14 protein-coding genes are annotated in these 13,907 nt (G+C 40.8%); 7 read left to right on the forward strand and 7 right to left on the reverse strand.

The genetic code is table 11. The features are described 5' to 3' along the window. Window positions 1–11: 11 nt before the first annotated feature. On the reverse strand, window positions 12–2,045 hold the full coding sequence (gene ppsA / locus ACMX3D_RS29165) for a phosphoenolpyruvate synthase (RefSeq protein WP_482749246.1): 2,034 nt from the start codon (window positions 2,043–2,045) through the stop codon (window positions 12–14). Here ppsA and ACMX3D_RS29170 point away from each other — a divergent pair. Further along, window positions 2,014–3,324, forward strand: a complete 1,311-nt coding sequence (locus ACMX3D_RS29170; protein ID WP_482748684.1) for an IS701 family transposase — start codon at window positions 2,014–2,016, stop codon at window positions 3,322–3,324. The two genes, ppsA and ACMX3D_RS29170, sit on opposite strands and share 32 nt — an antisense overlap. Here the strand turns inward: ACMX3D_RS29170 and ACMX3D_RS29175 are convergent. Both ACMX3D_RS29175 and ACMX3D_RS29180 read right to left on the reverse strand, forming a co-directional pair. Then, window positions 3,295–4,023 (reverse strand): PEP/pyruvate-binding domain-containing protein, encoded by a 729-nt coding sequence (locus ACMX3D_RS29175; protein ID WP_482749247.1) that lies wholly within the window; start codon window positions 4,021–4,023, stop codon window positions 3,295–3,297. The genes ACMX3D_RS29170 and ACMX3D_RS29175 overlap by 30 nt on opposite strands. Window positions 4,024–4,101: 78 nt before the next feature. Then, a complete protein-coding gene (locus tag ACMX3D_RS29180) occupies window positions 4,102–4,236 on the reverse strand; it encodes a hypothetical protein (protein ID WP_482749248.1) in 135 nt (44 codons plus the stop codon). 346 nt (window positions 4,237–4,582) lie between these two features. On the opposite strand from ACMX3D_RS29180, the gene ACMX3D_RS29185 reads away from it, so the two are divergent. Then, window positions 4,583–4,999 (forward strand): hypothetical protein, encoded by a 417-nt coding sequence (locus tag ACMX3D_RS29185; RefSeq protein WP_482749249.1) that lies wholly within the window; start codon window positions 4,583–4,585, stop codon window positions 4,997–4,999. A gap of 119 nt (window positions 5,000–5,118) precedes the next feature. On the opposite strand, the gene ACMX3D_RS29190 is transcribed toward ACMX3D_RS29185, so the two are convergent. Continuing rightward, window positions 5,119–5,448: a low molecular weight protein tyrosine phosphatase family protein gene (locus ACMX3D_RS29190; protein ID WP_482749250.1), complete on the reverse strand. Its 330-nt coding sequence runs from the start codon at window positions 5,446–5,448 to the stop codon at window positions 5,119–5,121. After that, window positions 5,423–5,665: a hypothetical protein gene (locus ACMX3D_RS29195; protein ID WP_482749251.1), complete on the reverse strand. Its 243-nt coding sequence runs from the start codon at window positions 5,663–5,665 to the stop codon at window positions 5,423–5,425. The genes ACMX3D_RS29190 and ACMX3D_RS29195 overlap by 26 nt, the downstream gene beginning before the upstream one ends. A gap of 132 nt (window positions 5,666–5,797) precedes the next feature. On the opposite strand from ACMX3D_RS29195, the gene ACMX3D_RS29200 reads away from it, so the two are divergent. Then, the gene (locus tag ACMX3D_RS29200) at window positions 5,798–6,301 is read left to right on the forward strand and encodes a methylated-DNA--[protein]-cysteine S-methyltransferase (protein WP_482749252.1); all 504 of its coding nucleotides are present in this window, start codon (window positions 5,798–5,800) and stop codon (window positions 6,299–6,301) included. 126 nt (window positions 6,302–6,427) lie between these two features. On the opposite strand, the gene ACMX3D_RS29205 is transcribed toward ACMX3D_RS29200, so the two are convergent. After that, window positions 6,428–7,285 carry an acyl-CoA desaturase gene (locus tag ACMX3D_RS29205; protein WP_482749253.1) on the reverse strand — a complete coding sequence of 286 codons (858 nt, stop codon included), beginning with the start codon at window positions 7,283–7,285 and terminating at the stop codon, window positions 6,428–6,430. A 175-nt stretch (window positions 7,286–7,460) separates the two neighbouring features. Between ACMX3D_RS29205 and ACMX3D_RS29210 the strand changes: the two genes are divergently transcribed. The 4 genes from ACMX3D_RS29210 (at window position 7,461) to leuD (ending at window position 11,609) form a co-directional block, all read left to right on the forward strand. After that, window positions 7,461–8,678: a TetR family transcriptional regulator gene (locus ACMX3D_RS29210; RefSeq protein ID WP_482749254.1), complete on the forward strand. Its 1,218-nt coding sequence runs from the start codon at window positions 7,461–7,463 to the stop codon at window positions 8,676–8,678. Window positions 8,679–8,836: 158 nt separating this feature from the next. Next, a complete protein-coding gene (locus ACMX3D_RS29215) occupies window positions 8,837–9,292 on the forward strand; it encodes an NUDIX hydrolase (RefSeq protein WP_482749255.1) in 456 nt (151 codons plus the stop codon). 202 nt (window positions 9,293–9,494) lie between these two features. After that, window positions 9,495–10,898 carry a 3-isopropylmalate dehydratase large subunit gene (leuC, locus tag ACMX3D_RS29220; RefSeq protein ID WP_482749256.1) on the forward strand — a complete coding sequence of 468 codons (1,404 nt, stop codon included), beginning with the start codon at window positions 9,495–9,497 and terminating at the stop codon, window positions 10,896–10,898. A 102-nt stretch (window positions 10,899–11,000) separates the two neighbouring features. Continuing rightward, complete coding sequence (leuD, locus tag ACMX3D_RS29225) at window positions 11,001–11,609, forward strand: 3-isopropylmalate dehydratase small subunit (protein WP_482749257.1); 609 nt, start codon at window positions 11,001–11,003, stop codon at window positions 11,607–11,609. A 91-nt stretch (window positions 11,610–11,700) separates the two neighbouring features. Here leuD and ACMX3D_RS29230 read toward each other — a convergent pair whose 3' ends face one another. Further along, window positions 11,701–13,809, reverse strand: coding sequence for a hybrid sensor histidine kinase/response regulator (locus ACMX3D_RS29230; protein WP_482749258.1), 2,109 nt, complete (start codon window positions 13,807–13,809; stop codon window positions 11,701–11,703). Window positions 13,810–13,907 lie beyond the last annotated feature (98 nt).

Below are 13,907 nucleotides of genomic sequence, written 5' to 3' on the forward strand. Positions count from 1 at the left end.
GAATTTTCGCTTTAGTATAGGATTTCTACATAGCCTTCCGTTCCATTAACCCGAATTCTCTGTCCGTCATTGATCAGTTTGGTAGCACTTTCTACTCCGACAACTGCACTTATGCCATATTCACGTGCGATAACTGCTCCATGTGTCATCAGTCCACCAACTTCGGTGACTAGACCTTTTATGGATACAAACAATGGTGTCCAGCTAGGGTCAGTAAAGGAGGTGACTAATATATCTCCATCTTCTAGATCAGCATCTTCCATGTTTAAGATGACACTTGCTCGTCCCTCTATAACTCCGGAGGAAACAGGTAGACCTATAATAGCGTCGGCTGGGAGATTTTCTCGTTTGTACTCACCTGCAATGATTTCACCATCAGACGTGATAACACGTGGGGGAGTTAATTTTTCATAGTGTTTGTACTCGTCTTTTCGTTTGCTGATAATCTGGTAATCAAGTTTATTTTTGCGTACAACTTCGCGAAATTCTTCAAAAGTGAGATAGTATATATCTTCTTTTTCATGAATAACATTGGCTTGTACGAGTTGTTCGGCTTCTTTCAATAAAGCTTTCTTATAAACGAAGTAGCGATTAATCATGCCGTATTTTGGATATTCACGATAACCGATGAAATTCCGGTAATGGCCGATCATTCGTTGTGTTTCTTTAGCTTTTTGTTCACCATCTGGTAATTGCTTCAAGCGCTCTAATAACTCTTGTTCTTTATTCAAAGCTGACTGTCGCCCTTGCTCAAATTTGCGATCGCTGGCATTAGGCTCAAAGTTTTTGATGTGACTGAGAATCATGGTGACAAGTATAGTTGGTTTTTCGCTCCAACGAGTTTTAGTAATATCGATTTCTCCGACACATCGCATTCCGTATTTGTTGAAATAAGCATAAATAGCGTCTTGGATTTCCTTTCCACCATTAAACTTAACCAGTTCATCCAAAAAGCTATCATCTTTTACCTGTTGTAAATACTCAATTACTTCTGGATAAGGGCGAATCACATCTGCGACATCCAATAGTGCCAGACCCATTTCCGAAGTAATATTGTTTGGTACAGATTGAGAAAGCGTGTCTGCTACTTTTTGTTCACCTAGCCACTCCTGCATTTTTTCATTGAGCCATGATGAAGCATTCATAGCAGTTATAATTACACCCAAACTTTGTGGATCAAATAAACTCTTCTTTAATTTCTGGATATCTTCTTGAGTAAAATCAAATAAATTCGCTCCTGACTTCGTTTGGATGTTATGTTTTAACTCTTCTATCGATGCTTGATTACTCTTGATTAAATCAGCAACGATCGCCGGATCGTATTCGTTTAGTGTTTGAAATTCCGCAGGCAATGGCGATTTATTGCTCTTACTGGAACTCTGTTCTTTTTGATCATTTGGTAACGATTTTATAAAATCTCCTCGCTCTATGATGGTCATAAGTGCGTCTTTTATCAGCGGATCGGATTTTCCCAACACATCTACTACAATTTCTCTTCTAACAGGTGAAGCCAGATCAGGTGTGATATCAACAAACAACCTTCCACCCGCTTTATACATGGATCGAGCAGCTGTTAACTGAAATAAAGACAATCCCAATGGTTTGATGGGGTCGGTCATCATTTGTTGATGACTAACAGATACATAAACATGATTTTCCTGATCATTTGCTTCAGGAATGGGATATAAAGTCGTGATGGGGCGACTCTGGACAAGATAAAATGTCTCATCAACCAAACACCATTCGATGTCCTGGGGGCAGCCGAAATGTTCTTCAATCTTTCTACCGATGCGCTCAAGCTGCAAAATCTGCTCATCTGTCAGTGCTTGCCTATTCTGCCGTTCAGTCTCAATCTCCTGTTCTGTCGTCCCGCCATCTTTTAAGGCGTAAATAGCCAGTTTCTTAGTAGATATCTTCTTATCTATCACCTTGCCGTTGCAAACTTTATAGCTTTCTTTTGTCACTCCGGGAAGAGTAAAATCAGAAAAGAGGTCTGAAAGGCAGGAGGGGACTATGACACAGCCAAGAAGCCCCAAACCAAGCATAAAATTTGTGGACGAATATTGTGCAATCTACCAAAACCTATTTCCAGAAGTGAGAAGTTTTGAAAATTTCCGAAACCTACATTTAGGAATGATATCGGAGATAAAAAGAAAATCTTTACCAGAAATAGCTCTTGTGGTGGGATTAGAAAATCAGCAATCATTACATCATTTTTTAACAGAATCACCGTGGTCAGTAGAATCATTAAAGAAGCAAAGATTAGAACTAATACTACGAGTATTAAATGGGCGATCATTAATTCTAATAATTGATGAAACTGGAGACAAAAAACAAGGTCATACTACAGACTATGTGAAAAGGCAGTATATTGGGAACTTAGGCAAAATAGAAAATGGCATAGTTGTAGTAACAGCCTATGGCATAATTGAGGATATGACCTTTCCTTTAACATTTCAAATCTATAAACCAAGAGAGAGATTGCAGCCAGGAGATAAATATAAAACCAAGCCAGAAATCGCAGCAGAATTAATCAGAGAACTGCAAGGAATGGGGTTTAAATTTGAATTAGTTTTGGCAGATAGCCTGTATGGAGAAAGTGATGGAAATTTTATTAGTGTTTTGAATCAATTACAACTCAATTTTGTTGTAGCTATACGTAGTAATCACGGAGTTTGGCTGCCAAAAGGGCAAAGAATTAGGTATAACAGATGGCGAAAGTTTAACCGTGTTTTCTCGAATGGTAAACAAGAAGTTCGATATATTAGAGAGATTATCTTCGGCAAGCGGCGCGATATTCGTTATTGGCAAGTCACGACGGACACGGAGAAGCTACCTGAAAATTCAACGTGGTTTTTAATGACCCATGTTCCAGATATTAAGTATTCAGAAGTTGGTAATCTTTACGGTTTACGAACATGGGTAGAATATGGACTTAAACAAAGTAAAAATGAACTCGGATGGGCAGATTTTCGGCTGACCCATTATTCTGACATTCAAAAGTGGTGGGAAATAGTTTGTAGTACCTATCTCATGGTCAGCCTTCATTCAAGTGTCTTCCATGAATCTCATAGCTATATCCTCAAAATATTTGCGGAGCATCCCTTGTGGGATGAAAATTATGGTTGGAAGAATATTTTAAATAATTTACGTCTGATTGTTCAACCTTTCATCCTTTTCAATTTGATTAAACCTTGGCTCAAGGTATTTCCTATTCCTCAACTTTCTACAGGATTTTCTTACTTGATTAGCATCATGAATACCTTGCATAATCATCTATTTTTATCCCTTTGGTCAGAGTTTTTCTCTTTTTCCTCTGCCTAGAGTGACAAAAGAAAGATAGATATCAGCATTCACCAGACCTCTGACCAAGGCTTCACCAAGTCCGAAGCCCGCATCAATGGATAACACCTTCCTATTAGAAGTGACGGGATCGGCAGTAAATAAAATTCCTGCCACCTGCGGAAAGACCATTTTCTGAACAACCACAGACAGGTAGACTTTACGGTGGTCGAAGCCGTTTTGGAGGCGGTAAATTACTGCTCTCTCAGTAAATAGCGATGCCCAGCACTTGCTGATATGCTGATAGATTGCCTCCTTTCCGATAATGTTCAAATACGTATCCTGCTGACCTGCAAAAGAGGCTGTCGGTAAATCCTCAGCAGTTGCGCTAGATCGTACTGCATAGGCATTTTTTTCTCCAAGCCTGGACAGGAGGCGGGTGATCTCTTCATTAATGTCTTGAGGAATGGTTATCCCTTCGATGAAAGAGCGAATCTCACCGCTAAGTTCACTGATTTTATGCCGGTCTTCCACCTTCAGAAGCGATAACTGATCGAGTAATTCGTTAATCGACGACGCTTCCCCAATTATTCTTTTAAAAGCTTCACTAGAAATACAAAAGCCATCTGGTACGAGTATTCCTTCAATCTTGGTAAGTTCCCCCAGGTTCGCGCCTTTACCCCCAACAAAGGTGAGTTTTGTTTTGTCAATATCTTGAAAAGAAAGGACAAATGAACTCATCAGTTTTCCTCCTTTGGCAATTCAGACTTTGGTAATTTTGACTGCATCACAACCTGTCAGAATCAATTGGGTGAAGTACTAGGACTGCTGGACATGATCGCCTGCTTGCATTCTCTCCCTTATTTCATCAAATTCATCATCGATTACGCGAACTGTGAGTTTATACTTTTCAACCACAAAAGTTAATATCACAACGACACAGTTCCATGTCATAATTACACGAACTTGTCGAGTAACGATCGCAACACACAGTCACACTTTACTAAGATTTGCGTTAAGTTTGGTGAATGGTTACGGTGAAGCGATCGCCTGTGATTTTGCTCACCACACAGATAGAATTTTAATTTTTATTAAATTAGTAACCTTTAATACGCATTGCCAGAATCTTGCAGTATAACTTAGCAGGGCTAAAAGCAAGTTAGAAGCAAAAATTAAATAATTAATAAGTTGTGACTTTAACGAGTATTTTTGCTGACGCGAACTTACTTTACCCGCCTATTGCCTGAGATAGATGTAGGAGACACCAAAAAAAATGCAAAGTATTTTTAAAAGAAGTGTTATGCTTTCAGCAACAGCGGCGATCGCAGTTATATTTACAGGTTGTGGCGAAAGCAAAGTAGCTCAATGCAATAAAATTATCAAAGTTGCGAATCAGGCAGTCACATTGAGTCAAGAATTCAGCAAAAATCCAAAACCACAACAAGGTTCTAAAGCATTAACAGACGTGGCGGGTAAAATAGACACTTTTGCGAATGAGATGAAAGCGTTAGAAATTAAAGATGAAAAATTGCAAGGCTTTCAGGGGCGCTTTGTCAAGTTATATCAGGATACAAGTAAGGGTTTACGTGATACTGCTGCTGCTGTTGATAAAAAAAATCTCAAAGCTGCAAATGCTTCTTTAGCAACTTTGAAAAAGAGTGGTACTGATGAAGGTGCAATAGTGAGTGAAATTAATAGCTATTGCTCTGGTAAATAATATTTTGTCTAGGTAATATGTGCTGAATATAGCGGTGATTGTAAAGTGTTCAGGAAAATAATTGATTACCCTGTATATATTGCACTTGACTTTCAACCGCTATATTAATTTTATTTAATTCAATAAGTTCCTAATAAAGGAATTACTTTCTTTTTTAGTATTGCAATTAAAGCTGGTTCCATATATTCAAATTCATCTGGAATATCTAGACAAATAATTTTCTTACCTTTGAGAAAAGGCTGAAAATTTTTTGTCAACTTTCGTTTATGGGACTGCTCCATCACAAAAATAATATCAGCCCACTCAATAGCTTCTGTGGAAACTGGTACTTCAGCGTAATGGTCTAACCCTGCTGAGTCAGTCTCTAGCCCTTCATATTCAGCAAACACCACTTCAGCAGTAGGACTCCGCAATCTATTTTGGCTACAGATAAATAACAGCTTTTTCATTAACAATAATCGCAGAGTTTTTACTATCACGAAATTCTGGGCATTTTCGCCAAAAGCCATTTGTAAGAGAGAATTTATAGGTTTTTCCATCAATTTCTACTTCAATCTCTTGCCAGCTTTTATCAAAATACTGCTCTCGGTTTCTTATGCCAACACGAATACCGTAGGTACTTCCAATTTCTTGGCTTTTACAGTTTTTCCAAGCACTAGCTTGCATAATCTTCATATAAATTCAGCTTGTTCAAGGTAGAGCAAATACAACTTAACATAGTGATTAAGTAGATTTTTAAACTTATAATTATGGATTGTCTTAAATTTTTGAAGATTCAAATCTAATTGTACCCACAATATGAAATTACTAGTTGACTACATCAATTCAGCAATCGGGCAAATCTTAATTGTCAGTGATTGTGAAAAACTTTGCGCTCTGGATTTTGCTGATTACGAGCCAAGAATGATGAAACTGCTCCAAAAGCGGTATGGTAGTTTTGATTTTGAATATGTAAAAAATCCCCAAGGTTTTAGTAGTAAAATTCAAGCTTATTTTGATGGCGATCGCACTAGTTTAAACAACATTCCGATTAGTCTTGGTGGGACTGTATTTCAGCAGCAAGTGTGGCTTGCACTGCGAACTATTCCTTGGGGAAAAACTATTTCCTATGCTGATTTAGCAAGAAAAATTGGTAAGCCGACTGCCTATCGCGCTGTCGGCATGGCAAACTCACTTAATCCAGTTGCACTTGTGCTTCCTTGTCATCGAGTCATTGGTGCGAACGCTGCACTCACAGGTTATGCGGGGGGGTTAGAGCGCAAGCGCTGGTTGCTAAATCATGAAGGAGTTAAACTAATTTAGCTATCATGACGTATATCAAAACAAGGTAAAAGTAAAAAGTTAAAAGGCAAAATAAAGAAGCGAAATCGTCACAAGCTCTTAAATTTATTTATGGAGATTATCTTTTTACCTTTTACTTTTTACTTTTTACTTTTTAAGTACAATTTGTGGTGGCGGTAAGATGACTTTCTTCGCTAAACCCAAACTTCTTAAAGCTTGAATACTCCACCAAGTTATATCAATCTCCCACCACTGAAATCCCGCTTTGGCTACGTGGGGAAAAGTATGATGGTTGTTGTGCCAGCCTTCGCCATGAGTCAGGAGTGATACCCACCATAAGTTACGTGCGCCATCATTAGCATCAAAGGTACGATAACCCCACAGATGGGACGCAGAATTGACAAACCAAGTGGAGTGCCACAATAAGACTGCTCGGACAAACATTCCGTATACTACAAAAGACCAGCCGCCCAAAGCATACAGCAATAACCCCAAGGGAATTTGCAACAATAAAAAGTAGCGATCTAACCAACGATAAAAAGGTTGTCTTTCTAAATCTGGGGCGTATTTTTTATAGGTTTCATAATCAAAGAATTCAGGACGAGGATACATAATCCACAGCATATGACTCCACCAAAATCCACGCTGGGCAGAGTAGGGGTCTAAGTTGATGTCTTCTGTATGGGCGTGATGCTGGCGGTGTCCACCAATCCAGAAAATCGGCCCACCTTGCATAGCTAAGGCTCCAATAATGGCGATCGCATATTCTAACCACTTGGGTACTTGGAAACTCCGATGGCTTAACAGCCGATGATATCCTAGGCAGATGCCAATACTCCCGAACAACCAATGGAGAAACACCAGCAATCCTAGCGCTGACCAAGAAAAAAACCAAGGAGCCAACAGAGCCAAGGCGTGAATAGTCGCAAAAAAAGCCACATTCACCCATCTGAGGCGAGGTGAATTTCCTGTCTCAGGAGCAACCGCCAGATATTTTGCAGTCATAAACATTTCCGTTGATGGATCATGAAGTGATCTGCTTTCATTTGGGTAAACTTTCCCAAGAAATTTGCCCATTCTGTAAACTAGTTCGTTACAGTGAACTTAAGCAAGTATCACTTACATTAGGCATCGTAACAACTATTGGTTTTTTATGCAAGTGGCACTTGCATTATTTCTTATGGCATCTCAATCAAATTCAGCCCGTCAACGTCTTATTCAAGCGGCACTAGAATTATTTACTACTCAGGGAGTTAGTAGTACTACCACTCGGCAAATTTCAGAGAAAGCTGAAGTCAATGAAGTGACATTGTTTCGTCATTTTGGGAATAAACATGGGTTACTTTTAGCTGTATTAGAAGAATCAGCCGCTTTTAAGGATTTGGGAGAATCCTTAGTCAGGCGGGCTACTCCTCCTGGCAACGTCTATCAAGCCCTGAAAGATTATGCAAGTGAGAGCTTACATACATTAGAACGAGTCCCAGAGTTTGTCCGGTCTGTGGTGGGTGAAGCAGACCAATTTCCAGCGGAAAACCGCCGAGCTTTGGGCAGAGGATTAACAGAAGCAAACCGCTACGTAGCGCAGTATTTAGCCACTGTGATTAAGCAAGGAGACATCAATACCTATCTTCCAGCAGAAAAATTAGCCAGTTTACTCAATGGCATGATTTTGGGATATGCAGTGATTGAATTCACAAGCGAATTTCATGAACTATGGGAAGATCGAGATGACTTTTTAGAGAATTTAGTGGAGTTGTTTTTACATGGAGCCATGTCTTATGCTCCCCAATTAGCAAAAGAAAATGTTATTACGAAAGAAGTAGCTGATTTACCTGCGATTTTAGTTCATAAAATTCTGCAAAACTCCAGAAAAGCGGGAATACAAGACTATGCTTTAGCATACCTGTTATTTGGTGCTGGTTTATCTGTTTTCGAGATAGTTAGCTTGGAGCGATCGCACCAAATATCCGATCCCCAAGGACTAATTCTGCAAATTACTACCCCAGGATTACCCCGCCAAGTTCCTGTAAATCAATGGATTTTGGGTAAACACTACGGTTCTTATACGAACAATCCTTTAGTTAAATGGCTCAAAACTCGTAAAGATAATCATCCTGCTATGTTTATTGACAATGTAGGTAACTTTATTTCTGAGTCAGAACTGCTACAACTTTGGGAAGTTTGGACTCAAGGACTGCTAACACCCCAAGGTAAACCACCAGAAATTGCCCAAGCACAACAAACTTGGTGTGTAGAAATGTTAATGCGAGGCATTAGTTTAGAAGAATTGAGTATTTTGACAGGTGGCGATCGCTCTCAGTTGCAGCCTTATGCCCGCCGCGCCAAAGAAAAAGCAGCTTTAGAAGCAGCAATTCGTTTAGATCATAAGCCAGCATAATCTAAGTGCTGAGTGCTGAGTACTGAGTAAAAGGACTAGCCCCTGTTCGCAATTTATTAAGTCTATCTTATAGTAGATGCCTAATAGCTGTATAAAATTGAGACTTAGCTAAAATCACCTCTTGCATTGTTTTATGATGACGCTTATCCAGAAAGTTCATGAATCAGAAAATCAGCAAAATCTTCAAGCAGTCGGGGGTCATTCCTTATAGAGTGCAGAACGGCAATATCGAAATCTTACTGATTACAACCCGCGATCGCAACAACTGGGTAATTCCCAAAGGCGGAATTGCCAAAGGTATGAGTCCGCCTGCTTCCGCCGCCAAAGAAGCCTGGGAAGAAGCTGGTATCATTGGGCAAGTAGATATCAATGCAGTAGGTAGTTACAGATATCGCAAACGCGGCAAAATCTACCGAGTTCAAATGTATTTATTGTTAGTTGAAATGCTGAGTGAAGATTATCCCGAAGCTGGGCAAAGACAGCGAGAATGGTTAGATGTTAACATCGCCATTCAAATGGTAAAGCAAAATTCCCTCAAAAAGATTTTGCATCAATTTCTCCAGATTAAATCAAACTCTTGCCTGCCATTTGTAAGCACACAAACTTCAGCCTAAAGACAAGAAATAAAGGCAAGAGAAATCGCCAAAGTCTAGATTTTATTCCTTGATGGTAAAATTACCAGATTTAGTTGTGAAATCCAGCGAAAATCGGCAATTGATCTATGGATAAATCCAAAATCCACAATCCAAAATCTAAAATTGTCCGACGCTTTTTTGATACGATAAAAATCCTGACTCGTTACATAACGATTGACCTATGAGCAAAGGCACCCTGTTTGATAAAGTTTGGGACTTACACACCGTTGGTACACTTCCTTCAGGGCTGACACAGCTATTTATCGGCCTGCATCTTATTCATGAAGTCACTAGTCCCCAAGCCTTTGCGATGTTGCGCGAACGAGGTCTTAAGGTACTGTTTCCCCAACGGACTGTGGCTACAGTAGATCACATCGTACCCACAGATAATCAGGCGCGTCCTTTTGCCGACAGTGTGGCAGAAGCAATGATTCAAGCCCTGGAACAGAACTGTCAAGAAAATAACTTAACTTTTTATAATATTGGTTCCGGCAGTCAAGGTATAGTCCACGTCATCGCCCCGGAATTAGGATTAACCCAGCCAGGAATGACGATCGCTTGTGGTGATAGTCACACATCGAGTCATGGCGCATTTGGTGCGATCGCATTTGGGATTGGGACAAGCCAAGTCCGCGACGTTCTCGCATCGCAAACCCTCGCCCTAGCTAAACTCAAAGTCCGCCGAATTGAAGTTAACGGCAATCTCAACCCTGGTGTTTACGCCAAAGATGTGATTTTGCACATTATCCGCACCCTTGGCGTAAAAGGTGGGGTCGGTTACGCCTATGAATTTGCTGGTACTACCTTTGAGCAGATGAACATGGAAGAACGCATGACAGTCTGTAATATGGCGATCGAGGGTGGCGCAAGATGCGGTTACGTTAATCCTGATCAAGTCACCTATGATTATCTCAAAGATAGAGACTTTGCCCCCAAAGGCGCAGATTGGGATCAAGCAGTAACTTGGTGGGAATCAATCAAGAGTGATCCCAATGCCGAATACGATGATGTAGTTGTCTTCGACGCAGCCGAAATTCCGCCAACAGTTACCTGGGGAATTACACCAGGTCAAGGTATTGGCATTAATCAATTCATCCCCAAACCCGAAGAACTCGCAGAAGAAGACCGCTTTGTAGCCGAAGAAGCTTATCGCTACATGGATTTGTTGCCTGGTCAACCCATCAAAGGCACAAAAATCGATGTCTGTTTTATTGGTAGCTGCACTAACGGGAGACTCAGCGACCTCCGAGAAGCTGCGAAAATTGCCCAAGGTCGCCGTGTAGCTGAAGGAGTCAAAGCCTTTGTTGTCCCTGGTTCCGAAAGAGTAAAGCAAGCCGCCGAAGCCGAAGGATTAGACAAAATCTTTGAAGCAGCAGGCTTTGAATGGCGCGAACCAGGATGTTCCATGTGTTTAGCCATGAACCCCGACAAACTTCAAGGTAGACAAATCAGCGCTTCCTCCTCTAACCGCAACTTTAAAGGAAGACAAGGTTCAGCCTCCGGTCGCACATTACTCATGAGTCCGGCGATGGTGGCGACTGCGGCAATTAAAGGCGAAGTTGCTGACGTGCGGGACTTACTTTAGATATCAAACTCAGCGTACCTCCGCGTTTACCTCAGCGATACTCTGCGTTTACAAACCACATCTTTTTATCTCACGCAAAGCCGCAAAGGCGCAAAGAAAATTATGGGAAGTGAAATTAAACAAGTATCCGGGCGGGCTGTACCTTTAGTTGGCGATGACATTGATACAGACAGGATTATTCCTGCACGTTTTTTAAAAGCTATTACCTTCGACGGTTTGGGAGAAAATGCTTTTATCGATGACCGCACAGCTTTAAAAGGTGAACATCCTTTTGACCAAGCCCAATATCAAGGCGCAAACGTGTTAATTGTTAACCGTAACTTTGGCTGCGGTTCATCACGGGAACACGCACCGCAAGCGATCGCCAAATGGGGTATTAAAGCTTTAATTGGTGAAAGCTTTGCGGAAATCTTTTTCGGTAATTGTGTGGCTATTGGTGTGCCTTGTGTGACGGCTGATGTAGCAACAGTCAAACAATTGCAAGAACTAGTAACAGCTAATCCGCAAGCAACACTAACAGTAAATTTGGAAACTTTACAAGTGCAAATTGGTGACTTTACAGCCCCAGTATTCATTGGTGAAGGTTCGAGAAATATGTTCGTTTCTGGTAGCTGGGATGCTTGTGGTCAGTTAGTCGCTAACGCTGAAAAAATTCAAGCTACAGCGGCGAAACTGCCTTATGTTGGTTGGGGTAAGTTAGCGGTGAGTTAATTAACTGAAGAATAGTAGGTTTGGTGTAGCGATCGCAAAACCCAACAAAGTCTTGATGATGCTGGGTTGAGTTCCTTCACCAAACCTACACCTATGTTGACTGAATTCTGACTTCTGAATTTTTCTGAAAAACACTGGTCACTACATTAATTAAATTCTCAGGGTCAACAGGTTTAGTTAAGTAATGTTGAAAACCAGCGGCGAGAATTTTTAATCGGTCTTCTTCACGGGAAAATGCAGTTAGGGCGATCGCTGGAATATTACCACCATTTTCTGGGTCTAAAGCTCGGATTGCTTGGATTAAATTGTAACCATCTTGCTCAGACATACTGATATCGCTAATCAAGATATCTGGTTTTGTTTGTTCAAGTATTAGTAGTGCTGTATCCACTGATGCCACAGCTGTAGTGGTTGCCCCGTACTCTTCAAACATAAAGGCCAAAAAATTTCGGCTATCTGTTTCATCATCTACAACCAATACCTTTAATCCAGATAGGGGTGTAGATCCTACCGCACAGGAAACAGAATTTTCGGATTTACCGTCAAGACTGTTATTGGGCATCAACGGTAACCTCACGGTAAAAGTTGCGCCTTGACCTTTACCTGGACTGTCGGCTAAAATTTTGCCACCGTGTAATTCTACCAAGTGCCGGACGATCGCCAGTCCTAATCCTAATCCATTGTGCGATCGCGTGGTGGTACTGTCTGCTTGGCGGAACCGTTCAAATACTTTGGGAAGAAAGTCTGGTTCGATGCCAATACCTGTATCAATCACTTGAATTTGCGCATAAGCAGTGCTAAAGAAGCGAATAGGTGATAAACCAGCGGAAAGTACAATTTCTCCAGATGGAACTAATTCACTAGACTCTTCACCTGTGTATTGCATCAGTTCTAAATGAACAGAAACATTACCATCTTTAGGTGTAAACTTAATTGCATTGGTTAAGAGATTCCAGACTACTTGCTGTAAACGCACTGGATCACCGCAAACTGAGCCAATAGAAGAATCGAGAATTGTATGAATTTGAATATTTTTAGCCTCTGCTAAAGGACGCACTGCTTCTAGGGCTGCTTCCATCACAGAAATCAAATTCACCGCACATAAATTCAGTTTTAGTTGACCGCGAATAATCCGCGATACATCTAAAATATCTTCAATTAATTGCACTTGAGATGTAGCATTGCGTTCAATTGCTTCTAAAGCTTTAGCAGTAGATTTTTCATCCAATTTCTTAGAACGCAGAATTTTTGACCAGCCCAACATTGAAGTCAAAGGTGTGCGGAGTTCGTGAGAAAGCACAGCGAGAAACTCATCCTTCATCCGATTTGCGGCTTCGGCTTCTTGTCTGGCTGTTTGTTCTCGAATAATTTGAGCGCGGACTTCTTCGGCTTGCTTGCGTTCAGTGATGTCTTCTAGCGTACCGACATATCCCAGTAATTTCCCTTGAGCCGAAACCATACGTGATGAGCGCACCTGTACCCAAAGAATTTCACCATTAGCTGTTTGGAATTGAAAATCTTCCGAGTAGTTTTGGCCACCGATATCCAAGTATTTATTCCAACTTGCGATCGCGCGTTCTTGCTCATCTGGATGCACAAATTCCAGCCATTTTTTTTCTAAACTTTCTGCGGCATTTAAACCACAAATTGCCTGATAGTGAGGATTAGTATACTTACATTTTCCTGCCGTATCCATTTCAAAAATCCCCACCGGAGAACAAGTGCTAAGGGAACGAAAACGCTCTTCACTTTGCCTTAGTTCTGCATTTACAGCTGCCAGTTGGGTTGCTTGTTCTTTAATTGCTTGGGTTTTTTTAAATAGCTCAACAAATACCGTGACTTTAGATATTAATATGTTCGTATCTATGGGCTTAAGCAAATAATCAACTGCGCCCATAGCATAGCCTTTAAATAACATTTGGTCACTGGTACTAAAGGCTGTAAGAAAGATAATCGGAGTTTGACGCGACCTTTCTCGACTACGAATCAGGCTGGCAGTTTCAAAGCCATCCATTCCCGGCATTTGCACATCCAGCAAAATTACCGCAAAATCTTGATGCAGCAGACACCGCAAAGCTTCGGCTCCAGAAGTTGCTTTAACTAAATTTTCTCCCAGTCTTTCTAAAATTGCTTCTAGTGCCAACAAATTTTCTACTTTGTCATCCACCAAAAGGATGTTGACTTTGGGTTCAGGCTGCATGAGTTTATCGCACTGTAGTTCAGGTCAGGTCTAGGTTTCAATCTCTTCAAAGGGGATTGCTTGAATTATTATGACACGTCAAAGTTTTCGCAACTTGT

This window comes from Anabaena sp. TISTR 8404, from assembly GCF_056847745.1.

Excerpts from the sequence above, each read along its gene's own strand:
- ACMX3D_RS29170 (WP_482748684.1), top strand. The coding sequence starts at position 2,014 with ATGACACAGCCAAGAAGCCCCAAACCAAGCATAAAATTTGTGGACGAA.
- ppsA (WP_482749246.1), bottom strand. The coding sequence starts at position 2,045 with ATGCTTGGTTTGGGGCTTCTTGGCTGTGTCATAGTCCCCTCCTGCCTT.
- ACMX3D_RS29175 (WP_482749247.1), bottom strand. The coding sequence starts at position 4,023 with ATGAGTTCATTTGTCCTTTCTTTTCAAGATATTGACAAAACAAAACTC.
- ACMX3D_RS29180 (WP_482749248.1), bottom strand. The coding sequence starts at position 4,236 with ATGACATGGAACTGTGTCGTTGTGATATTAACTTTTGTGGTTGAAAAG.
- ACMX3D_RS29185 (WP_482749249.1), top strand. The coding sequence starts at position 4,583 with ATGCTTTCAGCAACAGCGGCGATCGCAGTTATATTTACAGGTTGTGGC.
- ACMX3D_RS29190 (WP_482749250.1), bottom strand. The coding sequence starts at position 5,448 with ATGAAAAAGCTGTTATTTATCTGTAGCCAAAATAGATTGCGGAGTCCT.
- ACMX3D_RS29195 (WP_482749251.1), bottom strand. The coding sequence starts at position 5,665 with ATGCAAGCTAGTGCTTGGAAAAACTGTAAAAGCCAAGAAATTGGAAGT.
- ACMX3D_RS29200 (WP_482749252.1), top strand. The coding sequence starts at position 5,798 with ATGAAATTACTAGTTGACTACATCAATTCAGCAATCGGGCAAATCTTA.
- ACMX3D_RS29205 (WP_482749253.1), bottom strand. The coding sequence starts at position 7,285 with ATGACTGCAAAATATCTGGCGGTTGCTCCTGAGACAGGAAATTCACCT.
- ACMX3D_RS29210 (WP_482749254.1), top strand. The coding sequence starts at position 7,461 with ATGGCATCTCAATCAAATTCAGCCCGTCAACGTCTTATTCAAGCGGCA.
- ACMX3D_RS29215 (WP_482749255.1), top strand. The coding sequence starts at position 8,837 with ATGAATCAGAAAATCAGCAAAATCTTCAAGCAGTCGGGGGTCATTCCT.
- leuC (WP_482749256.1), top strand. The coding sequence starts at position 9,495 with ATGAGCAAAGGCACCCTGTTTGATAAAGTTTGGGACTTACACACCGTT.
- leuD (WP_482749257.1), top strand. The coding sequence starts at position 11,001 with ATGGGAAGTGAAATTAAACAAGTATCCGGGCGGGCTGTACCTTTAGTT.
- ACMX3D_RS29230 (WP_482749258.1), bottom strand. The coding sequence starts at position 13,809 with ATGCAGCCTGAACCCAAAGTCAACATCCTTTTGGTGGATGACAAAGTA.